19 protein-coding genes are annotated in these 24,935 nt (G+C 70.6%); 7 read left to right on the top strand and 12 right to left on the bottom strand.

Annotated features, from left to right (window positions below; all coding sequences use genetic code 11):
• Positions 1-46 precede the first annotated feature (46 nt).
• The gene (gene typA / locus M1R94_RS16405) at positions 47-1,957 is read right to left on the bottom strand and encodes a translational GTPase TypA (RefSeq protein WP_249382792.1); all 1,911 of its coding nucleotides are present in this window, start codon (positions 1,955-1,957) and stop codon (positions 47-49) included.
• A gap of 173 nt (positions 1,958-2,130) precedes the next feature.
• Entirely contained in the window at positions 2,131-4,023 is a 1,893-nt protein-coding gene (locus M1R94_RS16400; RefSeq protein ID WP_249382791.1) for an ABC transporter ATP-binding protein, read from the bottom strand.
• Positions 4,024-4,123: 100 nt separating this feature from the next.
• Here M1R94_RS16400 and M1R94_RS16395 point away from each other — a divergent pair, with 100 nt between their 5' ends.
• Entirely contained in the window at positions 4,124-4,741 is a 618-nt protein-coding gene (locus M1R94_RS16395) for a PH domain-containing protein (protein ID WP_249382790.1), read from the top strand.
• Positions 4,742-4,767: 26 nt separating this feature from the next.
• On the opposite strand, the gene M1R94_RS16390 is transcribed toward M1R94_RS16395, so the two are convergent.
• From M1R94_RS16390 to M1R94_RS16380, 3 genes are all read right to left on the bottom strand, one after another.
• Positions 4,768-5,784 (bottom strand): ABC transporter permease, encoded by a 1,017-nt coding sequence (locus M1R94_RS16390; protein ID WP_249382789.1) that lies wholly within the window; start codon positions 5,782-5,784, stop codon positions 4,768-4,770.
• A complete protein-coding gene (locus M1R94_RS16385; RefSeq protein WP_249382840.1) occupies positions 5,781-7,319 on the bottom strand; it encodes an ABC transporter permease in 1,539 nt (512 codons plus the stop codon). Before M1R94_RS16385 ends, M1R94_RS16390 begins: the two co-directional genes overlap by 4 nt.
• Positions 7,320-7,626: 307 nt before the next feature.
• Entirely contained in the window at positions 7,627-9,447 is a 1,821-nt protein-coding gene (locus M1R94_RS16380; RefSeq protein WP_249382788.1) for an ABC transporter family substrate-binding protein, read from the bottom strand.
• A gap of 519 nt (positions 9,448-9,966) precedes the next feature.
• Between M1R94_RS16380 and M1R94_RS16375 the strand changes: the two genes are divergently transcribed.
• On the top strand, positions 9,967-12,159 hold the full coding sequence (locus M1R94_RS16375; RefSeq protein ID WP_249382787.1) for a SpoIIE family protein phosphatase: 2,193 nt from the start codon (positions 9,967-9,969) through the stop codon (positions 12,157-12,159).
• Between the two features lie 5 nt (positions 12,160-12,164).
• Positions 12,165-12,512, top strand: coding sequence for a DUF952 domain-containing protein (locus M1R94_RS16370; RefSeq protein ID WP_249382786.1), 348 nt, complete (start codon positions 12,165-12,167; stop codon positions 12,510-12,512).
• 24 nt (positions 12,513-12,536) lie between these two features.
• Here the strand turns inward: M1R94_RS16370 and ychF are convergent, their stop codons facing one another.
• Positions 12,537-13,631, bottom strand: coding sequence for a redox-regulated ATPase YchF (gene ychF, locus M1R94_RS16365; RefSeq protein WP_249382785.1), 1,095 nt, complete (start codon positions 13,629-13,631; stop codon positions 12,537-12,539).
• 74 nt (positions 13,632-13,705) lie between these two features.
• On the opposite strand from ychF, the gene M1R94_RS16360 reads away from it, so the two are divergent.
• Positions 13,706-15,046 (top strand): DNA recombination protein RmuC, encoded by a 1,341-nt coding sequence (locus tag M1R94_RS16360; RefSeq protein WP_249382784.1) that lies wholly within the window; start codon positions 13,706-13,708, stop codon positions 15,044-15,046.
• A 19-nt stretch (positions 15,047-15,065) separates the two neighbouring features.
• Here M1R94_RS16360 and M1R94_RS16355 read toward each other — a convergent pair whose 3' ends face one another.
• Entirely contained in the window at positions 15,066-16,097 is a 1,032-nt protein-coding gene (locus tag M1R94_RS16355) for a 4-hydroxy-3-methylbut-2-enyl diphosphate reductase (RefSeq protein WP_249382783.1), read from the bottom strand.
• A 127-nt stretch (positions 16,098-16,224) separates the two neighbouring features.
• Here M1R94_RS16355 and xseA point away from each other — a divergent pair, with 127 nt between their 5' ends.
• From xseA to M1R94_RS16340, 3 genes are read left to right on the top strand one after another with little or no spacing between them, the layout of a single operon-like run.
• Positions 16,225-17,529, top strand: coding sequence for an exodeoxyribonuclease VII large subunit (gene xseA, locus M1R94_RS16350; protein ID WP_374109481.1), 1,305 nt, complete (start codon positions 16,225-16,227; stop codon positions 17,527-17,529).
• Between the two features lie 25 nt (positions 17,530-17,554).
• Positions 17,555-17,851 carry an exodeoxyribonuclease VII small subunit gene (locus tag M1R94_RS16345; protein ID WP_308199924.1) on the top strand — a complete coding sequence of 99 codons (297 nt, stop codon included), beginning with the start codon at positions 17,555-17,557 and terminating at the stop codon, positions 17,849-17,851.
• Positions 17,851-18,933 carry a carbohydrate kinase family protein gene (locus M1R94_RS16340; RefSeq protein WP_308199923.1) on the top strand — a complete coding sequence of 361 codons (1,083 nt, stop codon included), beginning with the start codon at positions 17,851-17,853 and terminating at the stop codon, positions 18,931-18,933. Before M1R94_RS16345 ends, M1R94_RS16340 begins: the two co-directional genes overlap by 1 nt.
• 23 nt (positions 18,934-18,956) lie before the next feature.
• Here the strand turns inward: M1R94_RS16340 and M1R94_RS16335 are convergent, their stop codons facing one another.
• The 5 genes from M1R94_RS16335 to M1R94_RS16315 form a co-directional block, all read right to left on the bottom strand.
• Positions 18,957-20,234 carry a glycoside hydrolase family 15 protein gene (locus M1R94_RS16335; RefSeq protein WP_249382782.1) on the bottom strand — a complete coding sequence of 426 codons (1,278 nt, stop codon included), beginning with the start codon at positions 20,232-20,234 and terminating at the stop codon, positions 18,957-18,959.
• A gap of 63 nt (positions 20,235-20,297) precedes the next feature.
• Positions 20,298-21,617 carry an ABC transporter ATP-binding protein gene (locus tag M1R94_RS16330; protein WP_249382781.1) on the bottom strand — a complete coding sequence of 440 codons (1,320 nt, stop codon included), beginning with the start codon at positions 21,615-21,617 and terminating at the stop codon, positions 20,298-20,300.
• A 34-nt stretch (positions 21,618-21,651) separates the two neighbouring features.
• The gene (locus M1R94_RS16325) at positions 21,652-22,491 is read right to left on the bottom strand and encodes a carbohydrate ABC transporter permease (protein ID WP_283253539.1); all 840 of its coding nucleotides are present in this window, start codon (positions 22,489-22,491) and stop codon (positions 21,652-21,654) included.
• On the bottom strand, positions 22,491-23,480 hold the full coding sequence (locus M1R94_RS16320; protein ID WP_249382780.1) for a carbohydrate ABC transporter permease: 990 nt from the start codon (positions 23,478-23,480) through the stop codon (positions 22,491-22,493). The genes M1R94_RS16325 and M1R94_RS16320 overlap by 1 nt, the downstream gene beginning before the upstream one ends.
• Entirely contained in the window at positions 23,477-24,745 is a 1,269-nt protein-coding gene (locus M1R94_RS16315) for an extracellular solute-binding protein (RefSeq protein WP_374109486.1), read from the bottom strand. Before M1R94_RS16315 ends, M1R94_RS16320 begins: the two co-directional genes overlap by 4 nt.
• Positions 24,746-24,935: the final 190 nt, after the last annotated feature.

Genomic DNA, 24,935 nt, shown 5'->3' with positions numbered 1-24,935 from the left:
TCCCCCGCCCCGTAGGCCTCCCGGTTGGGGAGACCTACGGCAGAGGTCACGCGCGCTTGGAGCGTGCCATCGCGCGGGCCCGGTCCGTCTGGTCGAGCAGCACCTTGCGGATCCGCACGAACTCGGGCGTGACCTCGACGCACTCGTCCTCACGGGCGAACTCGAGGGACTCCTCGAGGGTGAGCTTCCGCGGAGGGGTGAGGTTCTCGAACGTGTCGCTGGACGCAGCGCGCATGTTCGTGAGCTTCTTCTCCTTGGTGATGTTGACGTCCATGTCCTCGTTGCGGGAGTTCTCGCCGACGATCATGCCCTCGTAGACCTCCTGCGTGGGGTCGACGAAGAAGGAGCCACGCTCCTGGAGGTTGATCATCGCGAACGGCGTGACCTTGCCGGCGCGGTCGGCGACGAGCGACCCGTTGCTGCGGGTCTCGATCGGCCCGAGCCACGGCTCGTAGCCGTGCGCGATCGACGAGGCGATGCCCGTGCCGCGGGTGTCGGTCAGGAACTGCGTGCGGAAACCGATCAGACCGCGCGCCGGGACGACGAACTCCATGCGGACCCAGCCCGTGCCGTGGTTCGACATGGTCTCCATGCGGCCCTTGCGCTGGGCCAGCAGCTGCGTGACCGAACCGAGGTACTCCTCGGGGACGTCGATGGTCATGTGCTCCATCGGCTCGCACACCTTGCCGTCGACCACGCGGGTGACGACCTGGGGCTTGCCCACGGTCAGCTCGAAGCCCTCGCGGCGCATCTGCTCGACCAGGATCGCCAGCGCGAGCTCACCACGGCCCTGGACCTCCCAGGCGTCAGGGCGCTCGGTCGGCAGGACCTTGAGGGAGACGTTGCCGACGAGCTCTGCGTCGAGACGGTCCTTGACCTGTCGCGCGGTGACCTTGTGGCCCTTGCCGCCCTTGCCCGCGAGCGGCGAGGTGTTGATCCCCACGGTCATCGAGATGGCCGGGTCGTCGACCGTGATGAGCGGCAGCGGCCGAGGGTCGTCGATGTCCGTGAGGGTCTCACCGATGGTGATGTCGGCGATGCCGGCCACGGCCACGATGTCGCCCGGACCGGCCTGGTCGGTGGGGACCCGCGAGAGGGCCTTGGTCTCGAGCAGCTCGGTGATCTTGACCGTCTGCAAGGTGCCGTCCGCCCGCGCCCAGGCGACCTGCTGGCCCTTGCGGATGGTGCCGTTGAACACGCGCAGCAGCGCGAGCCGGCCCAGGAACGGCGAGGCGTCGAGGTTCGTCACGTGCGCCTGGAGCGGCGCGCCCTCGGTGTAGGTCGGGGCGGGGATCTTCTCGAGGATCGTCTTGAACAGCGGCTCGAGGGTCTCCGAGTCGGGCATGCCGCCGTCGGCGGGCTGGTTGGTCGAGGCGCGGCCGGCACGTGCCGAGGCGTACACCACGGGGACGTCCAGGATCGCGTCCAGGTCCAGGTCCGGGACCTCGTCGTGCAGGTCGCTCGCCAGACCCAGCAGCAGGTCGGTCGACTCGTGGACGACCTCCTCGATGCGGGAGTCCGGGCGGTCCACCTTGTTGACCAGCAGGATCACCGGCAGCTTGGCGGCCAGGGCCTTGCGCAGCACGAACCGGGTCTGCGGCAGCGGTCCCTCGCTCGCGTCCACCAGGAGCACGACGCCGTCGACCATGGACAGCCCGCGCTCGACCTCACCGCCGAAGTCGGCGTGGCCCGGGGTGTCGATCACGTTGATCGTGATGCCGTCGGCCTGGCCTGCCGCGGCAGCAGCGGGACCGCGGTAGCGGATGGCCGTGTTCTTGGCCAGGATCGTGATGCCCTTCTCACGCTCCAGGTCGCCCGAGTCCATCGCCCGCTCGTCGACGTGCGCGTGATCGCCGAACGAGCCCGACTGCCACAGCATGGCGTCGACGAGCGTGGTCTTGCCGTGGTCGACATGGGCGACGATTGCGACGTTGCGCAGGTCGGAGCGCACAGGCATGCGGGTACTCATCTCAGATGTTGGGGAGCGCGCCGCGACATGGGGCGCCCCACGATTTTACACGCATCGACGCAACCCTGCGTCCAGGGTCCACGTCGAGGGACGTGGACCCTGGGTCGGCTCGTGCGATGCCCGGCCCGCAGGGCGACGCCGGGGCCCGCGGAGGTCGCCGGTCAGCCCCGAGGAAGTCGACGCGGGTCTCCCGCGGCGTTGTCGCTCTGGAGCCGCTGCTCGTTCCGCTCGACCGCCTCGCGGTCGGTGCGGGCCGCACGCTGCGCGGTGTGCAGGCCCATGCGGACCGCCTCCTCCTCGAGGAGGGCGTCGCGCGCCTCGCGGCGGATCTTCTGCTCGGCCGGGTCGGGAACGGGCACCGCGGTCAGCAGCCGTCGCGTGTAGTCGTGCTGCGGATCCCGCAGGATCTGGTCCCGCGGCCCCTGCTCGACGAGCTTTCCCTTGTGCATCACGGCGATCCTGGTCGCCAGGATCTCCACGACCGCCAGGTCGTGGCTGATGAACAGGCACGCGAACCCGTGCTCACGCTGGAGCTCCTGGAAGAGCTCGAGCACCCGGGCCTGCACCGACACGTCCAGGGCCGAGGTGGGCTCGTCCGCGACCAGCATCTTGGGCGACAGGGCCAGGGCGCGGGCGATGCCCACCCGCTGACGCTGCCCGCCGGAGAGCTCGTGCGGGTACCGGTTGCGCATGCCGCGTGCCAGGTGGACCTGGTCCAGCAGCGTCTCGACCCGCTTGTTGAGGTCGGCCCCCTTGGCGATCTTGTGCAGCTTGAGCGGCTCGCCGATCGACTCGCCGATGGGCAGCCGCGGGTTGAGGGACGAGCCCGGGTCCTGGAAGACGATCGAGACGTGGTTGCGCAGCTCGCGCAGGTCCTTGGGCCGGATGCCGGCCATCTCGGTCCCGCCGATCGACAGCGAACCCCCCGCCACCGGGAGCAGACCGACGACGGCGCGCCCCACGGTGGTCTTGCCCGAACCCGACTCGCCGACCAGGCCGACCACCTCACCGCGCCCGATCGTCAGGTCGATCTCGTCGACGGCGCGGAACGCAGGGACCCGCCCTCGCGAGGGGTACTCGATGACCAGCTTCTCGGCCTGCATCGCGGGGAGGTCCTGCTGCGCGGCGGTCCCCATCATCGACTCGGGACGGCCGGTCGCGGCGGTGACCGGGGTCGCCGTCGTCGAGCTCGTCGCGAGGGCAGGGGTCGCCGACCCCTCGGGCGCACCTGCGACGGTGCGGCCCAGGTGGGGGACGGCGTCGAGCAGCTGGCGGGTGTAGGCGTGCTGCGGGCGGTTGAAGATCTCGTCCGCCGTCCCGGCCTCGACGATCCGGCCGCTCTTCATGACGATCACCCGGTCGGCCAGGTCGGCGACGACCCCCATGTCGTGGGTGATCAGGATGATGCCCGAGTCGATCCGGCTGCGCAGGTCGCGCAGCAGCTTGAGGATCTCGGCCTGCACGGTGACGTCCAGCGCCGTGGTGGGCTCGTCCGCGATCAGCAGCTTGGGGTCGCAGGCCAGGGCCTGGGCGATCATCGCGCGCTGCCGCTGCCCACCCGAGAGCTGGTGGGGGTACTTGTCGACGGACTTCTCCGGTGAGGGGAGGTCCACCAGGCGCAGGAGCTCGACCGCACGCTCACGCGCAGCCTTGGGCCCGATGTCGAAGTGCGTCCGCAACGTCTCGACGATCTGGAACCCGACCGTGTAGACGGGGTTGAGCGCGGTCATCGGCTCCTGGAAGATGACCGCGACGTCCTTGCCCCGGACCTTGGACAGCTGCTTGTGCTTGAGACCGATGAGCTCGCGACCGAGCAGCTTGGCACTGCCCGACGCGCGACCGTTCTGGGGCAGCAGTCCGATCAGCGACATCGACGACTGCGTCTTGCCCGAGCCAGACTCACCGACGATCGCCAGGACCTCGCCCGAGCGCACGGTGTAGCTGACGTCGATCGCGGCGGGGAACCACTCACCCTCGACGTAGAACTCCACCCCGAGGTCGGCGACCTCGAGGATCGATGCGTTCTCCTGCGCAGCAGGTGCCTCAGTAACCACGGGGGGACCGTGCCCTTTCCTGACGTGCGTCGCGATGCGCACTGGTGGGACCGGACGGGCGGGGCCGCGCGGTCTCGGGGGGATCTGTAACGATGACGCCATGACGACGCCTGCTGGACCTGTCGAGTTCCGCGCACGACTCGGTCGCGGGCTGACGGTCGCCGTGGCGGTGCTCTGCGGCATCGCGCTGGTCTCCACGGTGCTGACCGACCCGGGCGCTGCTCTGCGCCTGGCTCCTGCGCTGGCCCTGCCCGCGGTAGTCGTCTGGGCGCTCTTCGGACGTCCGGCGGTGATCGTGAGCGACGCCGGGGTCGAGGTGCGCAACGTCCTGCGGACCGTGCGGCTGCCCTGGCCGTCGATCGAGCGGATCGACACCAAGTACGCCCTGACCCTCTACACGGCCTACGGCTCGTACGCCGCCTGGGCGGCGCCGGCCCCGAGCCGCGTGCAGGCCATGGGCTCCGGTCCGCAGGACCTCAGCCACCTGCCCGAGTCGTCCTACGCGGCAGGTGGGGTGCGCCCGGGCGACCTCCTGAGCTCGGCCTCGGGCCAGGCCGCCGCTCACATCCGTCGCCGCTGGGAGGACCTGCGGGACGCGGGGTACCTCGACGCACCGCGCCTCGAGCGCGACACGCCCGAGGTGCGGTGGCACCTGCGTCCGGCCACCGCCGTCCTGCTGCTGGCCGTCTCGGCAGTGCTCAGCAGCCGCTACCTCTGAGGTGTCGGGAGCCACGCGCACGCGGCTCAGCCCTTCGCCATCTTGCGCTTGCTCGGGATGCGGCGCTGCCTGGGGTCGAAGGCGTCGCGCAGACCGTCACCGATGAAGTTGACGCACAGCGCGATGCTCACGATGAACAGACCGGGCCACCAGAAGAGCCAGGGCCGGGTGGCGAAGGCGGTCTGGTACTCGTTGATCAGCTGCCCGAGCGAGACGTCGGGGTAGCGGATCCCGAACCCGAGGAAGCTCAGGGCCGTCTCGAGCAGGATGGCGGCAGCCATCAGCAGGGTCGTGTTGACGATGATCACACCGATGGCGTTGGGCAGCATGTGCTTGAACATGATCCGGAAGCTGCTCGCCCCGGCGACCCGGGCCGCGTCCACGAACTCACGCTCACGCAGCGACAGGAACTCCCCGCGCACGAGACGTGCCATCGAGGTCCACGTCACCAGGCTCAGTGCCACGGCGAGCGTCACGGGGCTCGCACCGCCCACCCAGAAGCCCAGGATCGCACCGATCATGACCACGGGAATGGTGATGACCATGTCGGTCAGTCGCATCAGCACGTTGTCCAGGTGTCCCCGGAAGAACCCCGCGAGGGCTCCCATGACGATCCCGATCGTCGTGGCGAGTGCTCCGATGATCACCATGACGAGCAGCGACTGCTGCGTGCCGCGCATGACCCGCGCGAAGGTGTCCTGGCCGATGTTGTCCTGGCCGAACGGGTGCTCACCCACGACCAGCCCGCCCGAGAAGCTGAGCGTCGGCGCACCACGCGGGTTGGCGATGGGGCTCATGTCCTGGGGGGTGTGCTTCCACCAGCCGGGGATCGGGCCCCAGCCGATCGAGGTGGTCGCCAGCACGACGATGCCGAGCAGGACGATCGCGGCGATCATCGCGCCACGGTGACGCACGAACCTTCGCAGGACGATGCGGCCCTGCGACAGGCCCTCGACCTCCTTGAGCTCGATGGCGTTCTCGGTGTTCTCCACCAGGTCGTGGTGGTCGCCCGGCTGCGGGGCGATCGGCGTGGGGGTGGTCATGCGTTCACCCGGATCCTGGGGTCGAGTGCGGCGTACACGAAGTCGACGATGATGTTCGCCAGGACGAGCATGGTCCCGACGACGATGAAGTAGCCCATCACCGGGTTGGCGTCCCGAGCCTCGAGCGAGTGCAGGAAGAGCGACCCCATGCCGCTCCACGCGAAGATCCGCTCGGTGATGATCGCGCCGCCGAAGAGCGCGGCGATGTCGAGCGGGACGATCGTCGCGAGCGGGATGAGGGCGTTGCGGAAGGCGTGGCGCACCGTGACGACCCGTTCGGGCAGGCCCTTGGCGCGCGCGGTCCGGATGTAGTCCTGGTTCATCACCTCGAGCAGGCTCGCCCGGGAGTACCGGGTGTAGGAGGCGAACGAGATCAGGATCAGCGCGATCGTGGGCAGCAGCAGGTGGGTGAACGTGTCGAGGGTCAACACCCAGAAGTCGTTGCCACCGAACCCGGGTGTCTGCGACCCGATCGTCGCGATCGGCCGGCCACTGATCCTGCCCGAGTTGCTGTAGGCGTACCAGACGCCCATCAGCCGGTCGATGAAGATGAAGACCCCGACGACCACGGCCGTGATGGCCGCGCCCCGCATCGACTGCGCGCGGTCGGGCCCCCCGAAGAGGAAGCCGACGATCAGGCCGGACAGCACGCAGGCCAGCCCCATGCCGAAGATCAGCCAGAACGTCGCGTACTGGAACGCGAACTGCAGCGGGTAGTACAGGGCAAGCCCCAGCGCCACGACCGTGAGCGCCGAGTACAGGGCCTTGCGGTTGCGCAGACCCGCCGTCAGCGCGGTCACGCCGAAGGCGACAGCCACCCCGATCAGCCCGATCGTGACCGGGCCGAGGCTCGGGTCGAGCAACCACCCGGAGATCGAGATGAAGGCCAGGGCCGCGGCGGTCGCTGCCGCGGCGATCGCGAAGGTGATGGCACGGCGTCGTACTGCGCCCCCGACGACCGCCTGCCAGATCAGGCCGCCCACCACCGACAGGCCGATGATCGCCGGCGTCGAGAAGGTCGGGTCGGCCAGGAAGTCGTTGAAGCCGATGGCGCCCCACAGCTTGAGCAGGACGGCGACCCAGAACGAGGGCAGCGAGTAGAGCACGAAGGACATGAACGTCACGCCGTAGTCGAAGCCCGTGTACTGGCGCAGCGCGCTGGCGATGCCCACCGTGATGCCCAGCCCGATCGCCAGGAAGGTCGACATGGTGATGAGCTGCAGGGTCGAGGGGATCGCCGAGCTCAGCAGGTTGATCACCGGTTGCCCGGTGACCCAGCTCGAGCCCAGGTCGCACTGCCCGATCAGGCAGCCGCCGGCGCCCTGCAACCACAGGAGGTAGCGGATGGGCGCCGGGGTGTCGAGGTTCAGCGCACGGATGCGCGACTCGATCAGCTGCTCCTTGTTGGGCGCGGAGCTGGCGTAGAGGTCCTCGAGGGGGTCGAGGGCCACCGACAGGAGCATGTAGACGATGAACGTCGCGCCGAGGAGCACGATCACCGACGACAGGACACGTCGTCCGATGAAGGTGAGCATCGGGGCCGAGCTGCGGAGCCTGGCGCGGGGGCCGGTCGAGCCGGTCGACGTGGCAGATCCTGCCTTGTCGCTGTCGGCTCGACTCGTCACTGAGGTTGCCATGTGGGTGCTGGACCTCGCTGGAGGAGTGGTCTGGTCGGCGCGAGTCTACGCGGACCCTTCGGTGGTGCTGCGACACGGGCGTCGGCCACCGGTTCGGTGGGGCAACGCCCGGTGGGGTGCTGCGGTCCGAGGACCGCAGCACCCCACCGGTCATGCGTGGCACCCGGCCCTGGGGGCCGCCGTGGTGCCAGGTCTGGCGATCAGGTCAGAGGGTGTCCTCTGCGCTGATCTCCCAGTCCCAGTAGTTCCAGAAGATGGTCGGCGACAGCGGGATCGTCGAGACGCCGGAGAGCACGTCACGCTTGGCCACCACACCGGGGAACTGGAAGATCGGGACACCGAAGGCGTCCTCGTTGACCTGACGCTCGATGTTGATCGTCAGCTCGGTCTCACGCTCGGGGTCCGTGTTGGTCCCCATCTCGGCGTACCAGGCGTCGACGTCCTCGTTGGAGTACCCACCGAAGTTGTTCAGCCCGCCGGTCACGTAGTTCGCCTCGGAGTTCAGGGCGAACGTGTTGGTCGACTGCCATCCGAAGAGCGAGGCGTCGTAGGTGTCGGTCTGGGTCAGACGGCCGCCCCAGGCGTCGTCACCCTCGTCGATCACGTTGAAGCCCGCCTGCGCCGCGGAGGCGGCGATCAGCTGGTACTCGTTGGCACGACGCACGTTGGACGCGCCGTACAGGAAGCGCACGTCGACCGGGGTCTCGACGCCGGCCTCCTCCAGGAGCTGCTGCGCCTGCTCGATGTCGACCTCGGAGTACAGGTCGGACGCGTTGTTCTCGACGACCTCGTCGTAGGCCGGCGAGCCGGGGACCACGGTGTGCGAGTTGCGGAGCGTCGCGTCCTCCTGGAGGGGGATGATCAGCTTCTCGAGGATCTCGTCACGCGGGACCGTCAGCAGGAAGGCCATCCGCACCATGCGGGCAGTCTCCTCGTCGCCACCGTAGGTGGCGGGGTCGAACGGGCCACCGTTGTTGAAGATCAGGTCGACGTGCTCGTAGGTGCCCTCGGCGCCGGTCTCGTAGGTCACGCCGTCGATGCCGTCGAGGGTTGCCAGGACGTCCACGGACGACTGCGGCGCGATGAGGTCGACCTCACCGTTCTGGAGCGCGGTGACCGAGGCCAGCGGGTCCTCCGAGTACCGGATGGTGATCGACTCGACCTTGGGCGCGGGGCCCCAGTCGTAGTCGTCACGAGCGGTGACCGTGAGGTACTGGTTCTCGACGTACTCGGTCATGACGTACGCGCCCGACGACAGGTACAGACGCTCGTCGTCCGGCATCGAGGTGTAGTTGAAGGCGTTGTTCCAGGCCTCCGACATCGGCGCGAGGGCCGCGGTGTCGCTGTTCGTGAAGGCGTCGACGACGGCCTGCTTGCCCTCTTCGGCGTCCTCGATGTCGAGGGCGACGCCGGCCAGGGCGTGAGCGGCGATGGGGGGAAGGTTGAAGGAGACCTCCCAGTCGGCGCGCGGCTCGTCGTAGACCAGCGTGATGGTCAGGCCGTCCTCGCTGATCTCCGGGGTCTGCGAGATCAGGTTCATCGCGACCGAGGAGCTGTCGAAGTAGACCTCGTCGCCCGCGGCGATCTCGCCGGTCTCCTCGTCGACCTCGATGTCCTCGTCACCGGCGGTGTCGAACTGGTCGTTCTGCGCGCCCCACCAGAGCAGGAGGTCGGCGGCGTCGACGGGCGTGCCGTCGGACCAGGTGACGCCCTCGTTGATCGTGTACTCGACCGTGAACGGGTCCTCGGAGACGACCTCGTAGGAGCCGAAGTCCTCGTTCTGCGCGATCTCGAGGTCGCCGTCGTAGTAGAAGAAGTACGAGCTGGTCAAGTAGATGACGTTTGCGTTCGCCGTCGCGTTGCCGGACGAGGTGAGGTTGTTCTGCGAGTAGAACGGCTGGTTCCAGCCGACACTGACAGAGGTGTCCTCAACGATCTCGCTTCCACCGGGGGTGGCGCACGCACTCAGCACGAGTGCGCCCGTCGCGACGATGGCGCCTGCGGCACCGATTCGCCTGATCTTCACTGTTCCTCCTGACAAGGATGCGGTGGAGCCCTCGCCCGTGTCGCTCGCCCGGTCCGGCCGGGTCCGTGCACGCCACGTTCAGCAGGCATCCACCTTGGATGATGGGGAGCGTACAGCGGTCGATTCCGGCATTCGGGACACGTAACGGAGCAGGTCTTCGATCGTTACCTATTCGATACTGGCTGGTAGGTATCAGATGATGAGACGGCAGTGGTCGTGGGTTCGATCGACCCTGGCACGCGGCTCGTACCGTCACGACGATATCCATCGTGAACGGTGTCTCGAGCTGCTGAAATCGGCGCCCGGAAGGTGCCATACGGGCTCTACCAGATCGCACTGCTCGGAGTCGCTGAGTGAGACTGGCCGGCGGCCGCGGCCGCCGGTGTCGACGACACCCCGCCGCCGGCGCCCGACCGGCCCCGCACGCCGTCACATCGCCCCGCGGGCGCCGAACGACCGCGGATGACACACAATGGTCACCGCCCGGCCGCCCACCGGTCCAGGCGGTGAGGAGGACCGATGTCCACGCGCCCGTCGCCCGAGCACGGACCGTCGGGCGGCCCCTCCCCCCGTGCCGCCCAGCGTCGTCCCTCGGTGAACGGTGACGAGGCCCGCCGCGTCATCGGCGAGCTGGCGATCTCGGCGGCCGGCATCGGCACCTTCGACTGGGACCTGGTCACCCAGACGTTGGAGTGGGACGACCAGCTGATCGAGCTCTTCGGCTACGACACCGTCACCTTCGACCGGACGATCAACGCCTTCGACGCACGCGTCCACACCGAGGACCTGCCCCGTGTCCATCGGGCCATGTGGGGAGCCATCGACGCCGGCGGCGAGTACGCGGCCGAGTACCGGATCGTGCTGCCAGGCGGTGAGACCCGCTGGGTCGCGGCTCGCGGTCGGGTGCTGACCGACGAGGACGGTCGGTCCGTGCGGCTGCTGGGTGCTGCCTACGACACCACAGCCCGCCAGGACGGCGAAGCCCGGGTCGCTCGGGTCCTGGAGTCGATGCCCTCGGCGTTCTACTCACTGAACCGGGACTGGGAGTTCACCTACGTCAACGCCGCTGCGGAGCGACTGCTCGGGCGACGCCGGGAGGAGCTCGTCGGTGGCGTGGTGTGGGATCTCTTCCCCGCCGCGCTCGACTCCGACTTCGAGTCCAGCTACCGCCACGCGATGGCCACCGGCCAGGACGTCACCTTCGACGCCTACTACCCCGCTCCGCTGAACGGGTGGTTCGAGCTGCGTGCCTGGCCCGGACCGGACGGGCTGTCCGTGTACTTCGTGGACATCACCTCGCGCCGGGCCGCGCAGGCAGTGGCGGAGGCAGCAGTCCGGCGTGCCGCGCTGCTCGCCGAGGTGACGACGGAGGTGGCAGAGACCCTCGACGCCGAGGAGGCGGTCGGACGGCTCGCACAGCTGGTCGTCCCAGCGCTGGCCGACTGGTGCGTGGTCACCCTCGTCGACGACGTCGAGCACGCCGAGGCCCTGCGAGGACTGCGTGGCCTGCGCGACATCGGCTCGTGGCACTCCGATCCCGAGCAGCGCGAGCGGGTCGCCCGCTACGCGGCCCTGCGCCTGGACGCCCTGACCGAGGGGTCGTTCCTGGGCCGCGCCTTCGAGACAGGGCAGGCCGTGACGCTGACCGACCACGCGACCGACGCCATCCGGTCCGTCCTCGAGCCCGGTCCGGCCCGGGACGTCCTGACCGAGCTCGCCCCCGAGACAGCGCTCGTGCTGCCCCTGCGAGGACGCGGACGCACGGTCGGAATCCTCAGCCTGTTCAACGGCGCGAAGCGCGGCCCGATCAGCGACGAGGCGCTCACCACGGCGCAGGAGGTGGCCGGCCGCTCGGGGCTCGCCCTCGACAACGCCCGCCTGTACAGGCAGCAGCTGCGCCTCGCCGAGGGCCTCCAGCGGTCGCTGCTGACCGCCCCACCAGAACCTGACCACGTCCAGATCTGCGTCCGCTACGAGCCTGCTGCCGAGGCCGCCCAGGTGGGCGGCGACTGGTACGACGCCTTCCTGCAGCCCGACGGGGCGACCGTGCTGGTCATCGGCGACGTCGTGGGCCACGACGTCACCGCCGCAGCCGCGATGGGACAGATCCGCTCGCTGGTACGCGGGATCGCCGTGGCCACCGGTGTCGGCCCGGCCGACCTCCTTCGCGGGGTGGACAAGGCCATGCGCACGCTCCAGGCCGAGACGGTCGCGACGGCCGTCGTCGCCCGGATCGAGCAGCGTGCGGACGAGCTCGAGCGCGGCATCACCAACGTGCGCTGGTCGAACGCGGGGCACCCGCCGCCCATGGTGATCCATCCCGACGGCACGGTCGCGGCGATGCTGGGGATCCAGTCGGACCTGCTGCTGGGGATCCTCCCGGAGACCCAGCGGGTCGAGTCCAAGGTCACCCTGGACCGGGGGTCCACGATCCTGCTCTACACCGACGGGCTGGTCGAGCGACGGGACCGTGGCCTGGCCGCCGGGATGGCCGAGCTCCGCGACACCCTGGAGCAGCTCTCCCACCTCGAGCTCGACGCCCTGTGCGACGAGGTGCTGCGGCGGATGCTCCCGGCCCGACCGGCGGACGACGTCGCCCTGGTCGCCGTCCGGCTGCACCGGCAGGACCGGCCACGACCCGCCGAGGCCGGCCCGAACGACGTCCCCCCGGACGTCCCCGACCCGCCACCCTCACCACCGCAGGCCGGCTGAGAGCCGTGGCGATCTTCCATCTGGCCCGCCGCGACGAGTGGGACGCGGCAGTGGCCCACGGAACCTACGAGATCTCGACCCGCGGCGCGAGCCTCCACGACGTGGGCTTCATCCACGCCTCGTACGTCCACCAGCTCGCAGCCGTGGCCGAGCTCGTCTACGCCGGGGACGACACCGAGCTCTGCGTGCTGGTCCTCGACCCGGGCGCCCTCCGCGCCCACGGGACGCGTGTCGTGGACGAGGACGGCGGGGAGGGTGAGCTGTACCCGCACGTCTACGGCCCGATCGACCCCTCGTGCGTGACAGAGGTCCGGCCGGCCTGGTTCGACGCCGAGGGCCGCTTCCGGTTCTGACGACCTCCGCGGACGCGCCCGACCTCACACGTTGAAGCGGAACTCCACCACGTCGCCGTCGGCCATGACGTAGTCCTTGCCCTCGATGCGGGCCTTGCCCGCAGACCGGGCGGCGGCTATGGACCCCGCCTCGACCAGGTCGTCGAAGGAGATCACCTCGGCCTTGATGAAGCCTCGCTCGAAGTCGGTGTGGATCACACCCGCCGCCTGCGGGGCCGTCCACCCGGTGCGGATGGTCCAGGCGCGGGCCTCCTTGGGCCCGGCGGTCAGGTAGGTCTGCAGCCCCAGGGTGTGGAACCCGACGTGTGCGAGCTGAGCCAGGCCGGGCTCGGACTGACCCGACTCGGCGAGCATCTCCGCAGCGTCCTCGGGCTCGAGCTCGACGAGCTCGGACTCGAGCTTGGCGTCCAGGAAGATCGCGTCGGCCGGGGCGACGAGCTCGCGCAGCGAGGCCTTCATGCCCTCGTCCGCGAGGCCCGCGTCGTCGGTGTTGAAGACGTAGATGAACGGCTTGGTCGTCAGGAGCTGGAGCTCGCGCAGGGCCGCGGGCTCGACGCCCTCCTTCGTGAGCCGGTCGCGGGCGGCGAAGAGGGTGGTGCCCTCCTCCAGGACGGCCTGCGCCGCCTGGGCCGCCGCGAGCACCGAGGCGTCGACCTTCTTGGTGCGCACCTCCTTCTCGAGACGCGGCACCGCCTTCTCGACCGTCTGGAGGTCGGCCAGGACCAGCTCGGTGTTGATCGTCTCGATGTCGTCGGCGGGGTCGACGCGGCCCTCGACGTGCACCACGTCGTCGTCGGTGAACGCCCGGATGACCTGGCAGATCGCGTCCGCCTCACGGATGTTGGCCAGGAACTTGTTGCCCAGCCCCTCGCCCTCGCTCGCACCGCGGACGATGCCGGCGATGTCGACGAAGGACACCACGGCCGGCACCAGTCGCTCGGAGCCGAAGACGTCGGCGAGCACCTGCAGGCGGGGGTCGGGCAGGGGCACGACCCCGATGTTGGGCTCGATCGTGGCGAACGGGTAGTTCGCTGCGAGCACCTGGTTGCGGGTCAGTGCGTTGAACAGGGTGGACTTGCCGACGTTGGGCAGGCCGACGATGCCGATGGTGAGTGCCACGGGCGACGAGTCTACGGTGCCCGGCCCGCGCGCCGGACGGTGATCGTGTCGGACCGGGCTGGCACGGTGGGGACATGGGACTCGCCGACGTACTGATCGTGCTCGTCGCCCTGGGCGCAGGACTCGCCCTGGGCCACCTCCTGGCGACGGTGCGTGGAGCTGGGGCCGACCGGCGGCTGCACACCGAGCTCGCGACCGCCCGGGCACAGCTCGACGCCGAACGCCGGTCGGCCGCCGAGCGGGTCGAGACCCTCCGCGCCGACCACGGCCGGCTCGCGGACCAGTTCCGTGCCCTGGCGGCCGACGCCCTCGCGGCCAACAACCAGCAGTTCATGGGCCTGGCCGAGCAGCGGCTCCGGACCGCTGAGCAGAACCACGCGGCGACCCTCGCCTCACGCGAGCAGGCGGTGCGTCACCTGGTCGAGCCCCTCGCCCAGGTGCTCGACCGGGTCACCACCGACCTCGCGACGGCCGAGGAGGCACGGGTCGCGGGGCAGTCGGCCATCGGGGAGCAGGTCCGTTCGATGCGGGAGGCCTCCGAGCTGCTGCGCACCGAGACCTCCCAGCTCGTCACCGCCCTGCGCTCGTCCCAGGTGCGAGGCCGGTGGGGCGAGATCCAGCTGCGCCGGGTCGTGGAGGCCGCGGGGATGCTCGACCACGTCGACTTCGTCGAGCAGTCCTCGACCCGGACCGACGACGGCGTCCAGCGGCCCGACATGGTCGTCCACCTCGCCGGCGGCAAGCACGTGGTGCTCGACTCCAAGGTCGCCTTCCTCGGCTACCTCGACGCCGTCCAGGCGACCGACGACGCCGTCCGCGCCCAGCGGATGGCGGCGCACGCCCGCCACCTGCGCAAGCACGTGGACGACCTCGCCTCCAAGCAGTACTGGGAGCAGTTCTCCCCGGCCCCCGAGTTCGTCGTCATGTTCGTCCCGGCAGACGCCTTCCTGCACGCGGCCCTCGAGGCGGACCCGGGCATCTACGAGCACGCGATGGAGCACAACGTGGTCCTCGCCACGCCCATGACCCTCATCGCCCTGCTCCGCACCGTCGCGTACGGCTGGCGGCAGGAGGCCCTCGCGGCCAACGCCCAGCAGGTGCTGAGCCTGGGCCGCGAGCTGCACGGGCGGATCGCGACCCTCGGCGGCCACGTCAGCAGGTTGGGACGCCAGCTCGACGGCGCCGTCCGGGCCTACAACGAGTCGGTCAGCTCGCTCGAGTCCCGGGTGCTGGTCAGCGCCCGCAGGCTCGCCGACCTCAAGGTCACCGACGACGAGCTCGAGGCTCCGCAGCAGGTCGACCGGGCCGCCCGGCAGGTCCAGGCCCCCGAGCTGGTCGCCTCGATGACCTCGGCCGTTGTCTCCCTCGACGACGCCTCGAGCCGCGAGGGCGCGGCGCAGCGGACCGGGACGTGATCCCCGGGGCGCGGCCGGCTCAGACCGGCTCGACGCTCAGCGACCGGCGCTCGCCACGGGTCGGGCGAGGAGGTTCCTGGCCCGCGGCCTTGAGGTCTGCGCGCAGCTCCTTGGGCAGCGAGAACATCAGGTCCTCGGTCGCGGTGCGCACCTCCTCGACGTCCTGGTAGCCACGCTCGGCGAGGTCCGCCAGGACGTCCTTGACCAGGATCTCGGGCACCGACGCTCCCGACGTGACACCGACCGTGCTGACCCCCTCGAACCAGGCGGGGTCGATCTCGGTGGCGCGGTCGATCCGGTAGGACGCGCGGGCGCCGGCGTCCAGGGCGACCTCGACCAGTCGCACCGAGTTCGACGAGTTCGCCGAACCGACCACGATCACCAGGTCGCAGTCGGGCGAGAACTTCTTGACCGCGACCTGCCGGTTCTGGGTCGCGTAGCAGATGTCGTCGCTGGGCGGGTCCTGCAGGCTCGGGAAGCGCTCGCGCAGCCTGCGGACCGTCTCCATCGTCTCGTCGACCGACAGCGTCGTCTGGGAGAGCCAGACGACCTTGTCGGGATCCCGCACGGTGACCTTGTGCACCTCGTCCGGGGAGTTGACCACCTGGACGTGGTCGGGTGCCTCCCCGGCGGTCCCCTCGACCTCCTCGTGACCGTCATGGCCGATCAGCAGGATGTCGTAGTCGTCGCTCGCGAACCGCACCGCCTCCTTGTGCACCTTGGTGACCAGGGGGCAGGTCGCATCGATGGTGCGCAACGACCGTGCAGCGGCAGCCGCGTGCACCGCGGGTGAGACGCCGTGGGCCGAGAACACCACCCGGGCACCCTCGGGGACCTCGTCGGTCTCGTCGACGAAGACCGCGCCACGCTCGGTCAGGGTCTCGACCACGAACTTGTTGTGGACGATCTCCTTGCGGACGTAGACGGGAGCGCCGTAGTGGTCCAGCGCCTTCTCCACGGCGATCACCGCCCGGTCGACCCCCGCGCAGTACCCGCGGGGGGCGGCGAGCAGCACACGCTTGCGGACGGGGACGGCGGGGTCGGGGATCACCCGGACAGTCTACGAAACCCCTTGGGCGCGGTCGTCCGGCCACGGGCCCGCACCGGCCGCGTTCGCTGTCGGCGTCGAAGACCGCGTCAGCCGACGACGCGTCCGCGGCAGGTGGCAGGCTGGTCCCGTGAGCCCCTCCACCGGTCCGTCCTCCGAGCCGGCGGGCAGTGCCGTGGCTCATCCGCCGACCGCGGTCCCCCGTGGACCGCTGCCCCTCAAGGCGCTGGAGACCACCGCGGCCCGGCCCTGGCCGGTGCGACACCTCTCGCCCAAGATCGCGGACTACGTCGCCAAGATGCCGCCGGTCTGGGTCGAGGGCCAGGTGCTCAACGTCAAGCGGTGGAACCAGATGTACTTCCTGACCCTGCGCGACACCGACGTGGACATGTCCGTGCAGGTCACGCTTCCCGCGGCGGCCGTGCTCAAGGTCGGCGGCGACGCCGGCGTCCAGGACGGCGCGCACCTCGTGGTGCACGCACGCCCCACCTTCCACCTCAAGAAGGGCTCGCTGGGCCTCGCCGGTGACGAGGTCCGGCTCGTCGGGGCGGGTGAGCTGCTCGCCCGTATCGAGCACCTCAAGGGGATCCTGGCCGCCGAGGGACTCTTCGACGCCGCCCGCAAGCGGCCGCTGCCCTTCCTGCCGGCGGTCGTCGGGCTGGTCTGCGCCCAGCAGGGCGACGCCGAGCACGACGTGGTGTCCACCGCGCGTGCCCGTTGGCCGCAGGTCGAGATCGAGATCCGTCGGGTGACCGTCCAGGGGGCCCAGGCCGTCCCCTCGGTGGTCGGCGCCATCGCCGAGCTCGACGCAGACCCTCGCGTCGAGGTGATCGTCGTGGCCCGGGGCGGCGGCTCGTTCGAGGACCTCCTGCCCTTCAGCAACGAGACCCTGGTACGGGCGGCCGCAGCGTGCCGGACCCCGTTGGTCAGCGCGATCGGCCACGAGAAGGACAGCCCTGTGCTGGACCTGGTCGCCGACTTCCGCGCCTCGACGCCCACCGCTGCGGCGAAGCGGGTGGTGCCCGATGTCGGCGAGGAGCGCGCGCGCGTGGTGCAGGCGCGCGCCCGCACCCGGGCTGCGATCACCCAGCTGCTGCGGCACGAGACCGAGCGGCTCACCGCGTTGCGCTCACGCCCGGTCCTGGCCGGTCCGCTGACGATGCTCGAGCCACGCGAGCGCGAGGTCCGCACCTTGCGCGAGGTGGTACGCAGGGCCCTGGACCGGGTGGTGCAGTCCGGGTCGGCCGAGGTCGACCGCCTCGCGGCACAGGTCCGCGCGCTGTCCCCGGCCTCGACCCTCGAGCGTGGGTACGCGGTCGTGCAACGGGTCGAGGACGGCGCAGTGGTCCGCTCGCCGAACGACGTCCGAGCCGGTGACCGCCTGCGACTTCGGGTCGCCCAGGGTGAGGTCGGGGCCACGGTCGACAGCGAGTGACGGTCGCACACGGTTTACTGGACCCGTGCCAGCTGCCGAGCAACCCCCCGCCGCGAAGAACCGATCCGCCACCGATCCGGCCCTCGCCTCCGAGGTCCCGGTCGACACCCTGACCTACGAGCAGGCTCGTGAAGAGCTCGTCTCGGTGGTCCAGCGGCTCGAGACCGGCGGCGAGACGCTCGAGGGCTCGCTCGCCCTCTGGGAACGCGGGGAGGCCCTGGCCGCTCGCTGCCAGGACTGGCTCGACGGGGCGCGCCGTCGCCTCGAGCGGGCGCGGGGCGAGGACGCCGCCGCGACGACGACGATCACCGAGGAGTCCTGATGTCCGAGCCCACCCCCGTACCGGTCCCTGCTCCTGGAGCCGCACCCGAGGACGTCGCCGGAGACGCACAGGTCCCGACGGGTCTGATCGACCGGGACACCGTCGAAGGATCGCTCGATGCCGAGCCCGAGGCGGCCATGACCGACGCGGGCGTCACCGAAGGACGCGCCCTGGTCATCGGGGAGGCGCTGATCGACGTGGTCCGCCAGGCCGACGGCCCGGTGGCCGAGCACCCTGGCGGCAGCCCGGCGAACGTGGCGCTCGGCCTGGGCCGGCTCGGCCGGACGGTCGACCTGCTGACGTGGTTCGGGCCCGACGAGCACGGTCGGCTCCTGCGCAGCCACCTCGAGGCCTCCGGCGTGACGATCTCGCCCGGGAGCGACACCGCGCCCCGCACCTCGGTCGCCGCGGCCACGGTGGACGCCGACGGCGTCGCGACCTACGACTTCGACCTGTCCTGGCACGTCCCCGACACGTGGGCCTCACCGCCGACGGCGCCGCTCGTGGTGCACACCGGTTCGATCGCCGCCGTGCTCGCACCGGGCGCGTCGGACGTCGCCAACATCCTGGCCGCGCACCGCGAGTCCGCGACCCTGACCTACGACCCCAACCTGCGCCCGAGCCTCATGCCACCTCCCGAGGCGACGAGACCCGTCGTGATGGAACTCGTGGCCCTCGCCGACGTGGTCAAGGTGAGCGACGAGGACCTCGCCTGGCTCGAGCCCGGCTCCGACCCGCTCGAGGTGGCCAGGACCTGGGTGGGTGCCGGGCCGTCGGTGGTGATCGTGACCCGAGGTGGCGACGGGGCGACCGCCCTGACCTCCCGCGGTCTCGAGGTCGACGTCGCCGCCCCGCGGGTGCAGGTGGCCGACACCGTGGGAGCGGGCGACTCCTTCATGGGTGGACTGATCGACGGGCTCTGGTCCGCCGGGCTGCTGGGCGGCGCGCACAGGTCGGCCCTGCAGTCGATCGACGAGGCCACCCTGCGTGCCGTGCTGCAGCGGTGCACGGAGATCGCGGCGATCACGGTCTCACGACCGGGCGCCAACCCACCGACCCGGGCCGAGCTGGACGCGACCTGAGCCACGTGCGCCCGGGGTGCGGCTCAGTCGGCCACGACCTGATCGGCGCGGTCGATCTCGTCCAGGGTGAGCAGCACGACCGACGCGGTCCAGGCGAGCGGCGCGACAGCCGACGGCCGTCCGTCCCAGAGGACCTTCTCGGGCAGTGAGCCACGCGCGGTCCGGTGCTCGTCCAGCCACCCGAGCCACCGGTGGGCCTGGTCGAGGTCCCCGGACGCCGCAGCGGTCAGAGCGAACAGAGCGGTCTCAGGGGTCCAGGAGATCCCGTCCTCCTTCCAGCCCTCGCCCGGCGCCAGCCCGCCGGCCGGGCGGGCCATACCCACAGCGGCCTCCTGCCACGCGCGACGGACGCCGCCGTCGGGCGGGGCGAAGGGCGGCATGAGGAAGGCGACGGCGGTGTCCTGCAGCCGGCCGCCGAGATGACGGGGGTAGACCGGCGCGAAGTGCGTGTCCACGGCTGTGGCCAGCAGGCGCTCGAGCGCGGTCTCCGCTGGGGCCCCGAGCGCCACCAGCACCGGCTCGGCAGACCGTACGCCCAGGAGCAGCGGTGCGAGGGTGCCCAGGGTCGGCACCGACTCGGCGACCTCCCAGTAGTCCGGGAACACCTCGGGGACTCCGGACGTGGGGTCGGTGCGTGAGCGGATCGCGTCGAGCGAGCGCTCGACCAGGGGGCGCAGGGCCTCGAGCCCCCGGTCGCGACCCGGCCCGGGAGGAGCCGCGGCGTACCACTGCGCCACCGCCCACAGCACCCAGCCGTTCCCGTCGAGCTGCAGGCCACGACCGTCCGGGACGTCACCCGAACCGTCCGGGAGATACCGCGCCTCGAACACCCCGTCGGTCGACCGGCGGTCCTGCATGTCCTGGAGATAGGCCAGTACCGCGTGGGCATCCTCGGGGTGACCGGTGCGAGCCAGCGCGGCAGCGGTGAACGACGCGTCACGTGGCCACACGTAGCGCCAGGCCGTGCTCGCCGCGGCGATCGACGCCCCGTTCTCCAGGACCAGCGCGTCGAGGTCACGCAGGGCACGCTCGGCCATGTCCCGGTAGCGCTCAGGCCCCGGGACCACGCCCTCGGCGAGCCAGGCGTCCTGGGCGGCAAGCACGGCGGCGTCCTCGGACGCCGCACCGCCGACCGGGACCAGGTGGGGCATCCCGTCCGCGCCGAGCAGCACCCCGTCGGAGTACAGCGGGATCTCCTCGTAGGGCTGCGTCACCGATGAACCCGCCGATGCCGCACCCACCAGGACGCAGACGGCAGCGAGCCCCGCGAGAGCACGCAGTCGACGCGAGGAGGGCAGCACCACGCGACACTAGCGTCCCCGCGGCGCGGCGGTGGAGGACGGTCGGCGCGCCCGGGCGCGCACTCAGCCCGTCGCGGGCTGCGGAGCACCGCCACGGTGCCGCCCGGTTGCGGCCGCACCGCCGTCGTCCTCCTCCCGCGCCTCACGAGCCTGGGCCCGCTCGAGGGACGCCTTGCGGTCCTCCTCGTTCTCGGCGTCGATCTGCGCCGCGACGTCGTCGTCCCGGGTCAGGTTCACACCGGTCTCCGGGTCGAAGACCAGCAGCCGGGCCGGGTCGTACCAGAGCCGCGCCGCGGAGCCGTCCCGCACCCGGCTCTCCGAGCTGAGGGCCACGATGACCTGGGTGCGCATGCCCTCGCCGTCGAGCTCGCGGTCCAGGTCCTCGAGCTTGGCCGCCACGTCCGGGTGGGTGTCGAAGGGGATGTAGGCGTAGAGCTCCGAGCCGAGCCACTCGGTCGCGTCCACCTCGCAGTCGAAGGAGAACCCGCTGGCGACCTTGTCCTGCTCGAGGAGCGAGGCGTCCTCGAAGTGCTCGGGCCGCAGCCCCACGATGACCAGCGCCCGGTCGCCGATGCGCGTGCGCAGGTCCTCGTCCAGCGGGAGGTCGGCGAAGGGGAGCCGGAGCCTGTCGCCCTCGACCTGACCGGGCACGAAGTTCATCGGTGGTGAGCCGATGAACCCGGCGACGAAGAGGTTGACCGGCTGCTCGTAGAGGGCTCGGGGGCTGGCGACCTGCTGCAGCTCACCCTTGCGCAGCACCGCGACCCGGTCGCCCAGGGTCATCGCCTCGGTCTGGTCGTGGGTCACGTACACCGTGGTGGTCCCCAGCCGGCGCTGCATCCGGGCGATCTCGGTGCGCATCTGGCCACGGAGCTTGGCATCGAGGTTGGACAGCGGCTCGTCGAACAGGAAGGCCTCGGCCTCGCGCACGATGGCCCGCCCCATGGCCACGCGCTGACGCTGGCCACCCGAGAGGTTCGCGGGCTTGCGCTCGAGGTGCTCGCGCAGCTCGAGGGTGTCCGCGGCGAGCTCGACCTTGCGTCGGATCTCCGACTCGGGGAAGGCGCCCTTCTGCAGCCGCAGCGGGAAGGCGATGTTCTCGAAGACCGTGAGGTGGGGGTAGAGCGCGTAGTTCTGGAACACCATCGCCAGGTGACGGTCGCGGGGCGCCTTGTCGTTGACCCGCGTGCCCCCGATCTCCAGGTCCCCGTCGGTGATGTCCTCGAGGCCCACGATCATCCGCAGGAGGGTCGACTTCCCGCAGCCCGAGGGACCGACCAGGATCACGAACTCGCCGTCGGCGATGTCCAGGCTCACTCCCTTCACGGCGGGGAAGCCGTCGCCGTACTTCTTGACGATGTCCCTCAGGACGATGGATGCCATGGGATCTCCTTCGGAGTCGGGCGGGGCGAGGGGCTCAACCCTTGACCGCGCCCTGGGTGAGGCCGGCCACGATCTGACGCTGGAAGAGCAGGACGAGCACGACGACGGGAATGGTCACCACGACGGCTGCCGCGGAGATCGAACCGGTGGGCTCCTCGAACTGCGAGGCCCCGGTGAAGAACGCGAGCGCCGCGGGCACCGGCCGTGCCGCCTCGGTCGAGGTCAGCGAGATGCCGTAGACGAAGTCGTTCCACGCGATGAAGAACGCGATCAGGGCAGTGGTGAAGACCCCGGGGGCGGCGAGCGGCACGATCGCCTTGCGGAACGCCTGCCAGGTGGTCGCCCCGTCCACCTGGGCGGCCTGCTCGAGCTCCCAGGGGATCTGGCGGAAGAAGGCCGTGAGGATCCAGATGGAGATCGGCAGGGTCAGCGACAGGTACGGGATGATCAGCCCGGGCCAGGTGTCGTACAGGCCGATCGTGCGCCACAGGTTGAACAGCGGCGTGACGATCGAGATCACCGGGAAGATCGAGACCGCGAGCGCCGTGGTCAGGATCAGCCGCTTGCCGGGGAAGTCGAGCCGGGCGATCGCGTAGGCGGCCAGCGTGGCCAGCACCGCCGCGATCGCGGTCGCGATGAGCGAGATGCCGATCGAGTTGCGCAGCGAGGACAGGAACAGGCTCTGGGCGTCGCCCACCAGGATCTGCTCGTAGTTGATCAGGCTCCACGTCCCCGGCAGGAAGCGCCCGTTGTCGAGCTCGCTGGGGATCTTGAAGCTCGTGGCGGCGATCGCCGCGACCGGGAACAGCGCGTAGACCAGGACGACGACCGTGATGACCGCCCACCAGACCTTCTGCTTCGTGGTCAGGCCCATCACTTCTCCCCTCTCGCGCCGGCCAGATCGACCTTGAAGAGCTTGATCGCGATGAAGCAGATGAGGATCACGCACACGAAGAGCAGCACCGAGATGGCCGATCCCAGACCGATCTCGAGCCGGGCGATCGAGGTGCGGTAGGCGAGCAGAGACAGGACCTCGGTGTTGTTGGCCCCTCCGGTCATGATGAACACGTTGTCGAAGATCCGGAAGGCGTCCAGCGCCCGGAACAGCACCGCGACCATGATGGCCGCCTTCATGTTGGGGATCACGACGCGGTTGAGACGCTGCCACCAGGTGGCGCCGTCGACCTCGGCGGCCTCCTCGAGCTCGGTGGGGACCTGGGCGAGGCCCGCGAGCAGGAGCAGCGAGATGAAGGGCGTGGTCTTCCAGATCTCCGAGGCGATGATGACGAACAGGCTCGTCCCCATGTTCGCGAACCAGTTGAGGTTCTCGTCGACGCCCGGCACCCAGGCGAACCAGGTGTTGACGAACCCCGAGCTGATGTCGAAGGCGTAGAACCAGGCGAAGGCCGAGACGACCGTGATGATCCCGTAGGGCACCAGGATCGCGGTGCGCAGCAGCCCCCGGAGCTGGGTGATCGCGCGGTGCATGACCAGGGCCAGGGCGAAGCCGAGCACCACCTCGACCGCGACGGCCACCACGGTGATCAGCAACGTCACCCCGAGCACGCGCCAGAAGACGACGTCGCTCAGGACCACGACGTAGTTGGTCAACCCGATGAACGCCCGCTCGTCGGGGGCGCTGAGCCGGAAGCGGAAGAGCGAGTCGAAGATCGCCTGGGCGATCGGGTAGGCCGTGACCGCGAGCATGACCACGAAGGCCGGCCCCGCCAGGTACCAGCCCAGCCGGGACTCGGCGCGGGTCCGGTCGGACTTCTGTGCCCGGTTGCGACGCTTCCGGGCCTCTTCCTCGGCGGCGGCCTCCGACGCGCCGCTCCCCTTGGCGGGTGCTACCTGGGCGCTCACAGCAGACGCTCCCCTCGCAGGACGGCGGTGATGAACTCCGACGACTGCGCCGGCGTGGAGTCCGGATCCACCGCGGACGGCGGGTGCCAGGTCCCCTGGAGCCCGGTGGACACCTCGTTGTAGTACGGGGTCTGCGGGCGGGGCGCCGCCTGCTCGAGGGACTGCCGGATCACGTCGGCCATCGGGAAGGCCTCCTGGACGGCGGGGTCGTCGTAGGCGCTGATCGACGACGGCGGGTTGCCGTTGGTGGTGAAGTACTCGGCCTGGTTCTCGGGGCTCACGATGCACTCGGCCGCCGCGTACGCCAGGTCCACGTGCCGGGAGTACGCGCCGATCCCCAGGTTGATGCCGCCGTACGGCGGTCGGGACTCCTGGCCCTCGGTGACCTGGGGATACACCGCCCAGCCGATGTCGTCGAGGAGCTCGGTGTCCAGGGTGCCCGCCTCGACAGCCGCACCGGTCGCGGTCCAGACGAAGGGCCAGTTGACCATGAAGGACCCGCGGTCACCCTGGAAGAGCGAGAGCGAGGCGCTCTCGTCGGCGGTGGGGAGCCCGGCGCCCGCAAGGCCCTGGGCGCCGATCTCGCTCATGATCCGGGCGGCCTCACGCCCCGCGTCGGAGTCCAGGCCCAGGGTGACGTCGGCGGCCTCCGCCTCGGGGTTCTCGACCACGTGCCCTCCCGCGGACTCGACCAGGGCGTTGATCCACACGGTGAGGGACTCCGCACGGGTCCCCTGGACCCCCAGCAGGACGTCCTGGTCCTGCGCGGCCTGGATCAGCTGGTCCCAGGTGACGGGCTGCTCCATGTCGAGGCCCGCCGCCTCGGCGACCGAGGTGCGGTACCAGAGCAGCTGGGTGTTGGCCCAGAACGGCACCGCCACGAGCCGGTCGTTCCAGGTGGCCCCCGCGAGCGCTCCAGCGACGACGTCCTCGCTGACCCGCTCGGCGACGTCGTCGGGCACCTCGGCGAGGAACTCCCCCTCGACGAACTCGGGGATGAACGGGGGGTCCAGGCTCATCAGGTCGATCGAGGCGTCGCGGGCCGCGAGTCGGCGGGCGAGCTGCTGCCGCTGCTCGCTCGCGTCGCGCGGGAGCAGCGAGATCTCGATGCGGTACTCACCGCCGGCATCCTCGGTGCATGACCGGGCGATCGCCGCCTGACCGCCGTCGTCGGGGTTGATGTACCAGGTGAGCGTGGGCGGGCCGTCGTCCGCCCCGCAGGCCGCCATGGTCAGGACGGCCGCGGCGGCCATCCCCCCTGCCATCCATCTGCGTCGTCGCACCGGATCTCCTGACTCGCTGAGCATCTGGGGACCCGCTGAGCGGTGTGCCCTCCACCATGGCTACACCGACCTGGCGGACGACGCCACCGGGAGGAAGATCGAATCGGTTCGGGCGCGCGGATCCCTCGTCCTGGCCGGCGGGCACGGTGCCGCGACCAGCCGTGCGGATGCC

The sequence above is a fragment of the Actinotalea alkalitolerans genome (assembly GCF_023369855.1).
In the GTDB taxonomy this organism is placed as follows: Bacteria; Actinomycetota; Actinomycetes; order Actinomycetales; family Cellulomonadaceae; genus Actinotalea.
Note: the sequence above shows the minus strand (reverse complement) of the source record. Positions and strands in the feature narration are given on the sequence as shown.

Coding starts and splice junctions, on each gene's coding strand:
- M1R94_RS16330 (WP_249382781.1), bottom strand. CDS start 21,617: ATGGCATCCATCGTCCTGAGGGACATCGTCAAGAAGTACGGCGACGGC.
- M1R94_RS16385 (WP_249382840.1), bottom strand. CDS start 7,319: ATGCTCACCTTCATCGGACGACGTGTCCTGTCGTCGGTGATCGTGCTC.
- M1R94_RS16315 (WP_374109486.1), bottom strand. CDS start 24,745: ATGGCAGGGGGGATGGCCGCCGCGGCCGTCCTGACCATGGCGGCCTGC.
- M1R94_RS16375 (WP_249382787.1), top strand. CDS start 9,967: ATGTCCACGCGCCCGTCGCCCGAGCACGGACCGTCGGGCGGCCCCTCC.
- M1R94_RS16390 (WP_249382789.1), bottom strand. CDS start 5,784: ATGACCACCCCCACGCCGATCGCCCCGCAGCCGGGCGACCACCACGAC.
- typA (WP_249382792.1), bottom strand. CDS start 1,957: ATGCCTGTGCGCTCCGACCTGCGCAACGTCGCAATCGTCGCCCATGTC.
- M1R94_RS16395 (WP_249382790.1), top strand. CDS start 4,124: ATGACGACGCCTGCTGGACCTGTCGAGTTCCGCGCACGACTCGGTCGC.
- M1R94_RS16325 (WP_283253539.1), bottom strand. CDS start 22,491: ATGGGCCTGACCACGAAGCAGAAGGTCTGGTGGGCGGTCATCACGGTC.
- M1R94_RS16340 (WP_308199923.1), top strand. CDS start 17,851: ATGTCCGAGCCCACCCCCGTACCGGTCCCTGCTCCTGGAGCCGCACCC.
- M1R94_RS16360 (WP_249382784.1), top strand. CDS start 13,706: ATGGGACTCGCCGACGTACTGATCGTGCTCGTCGCCCTGGGCGCAGGA.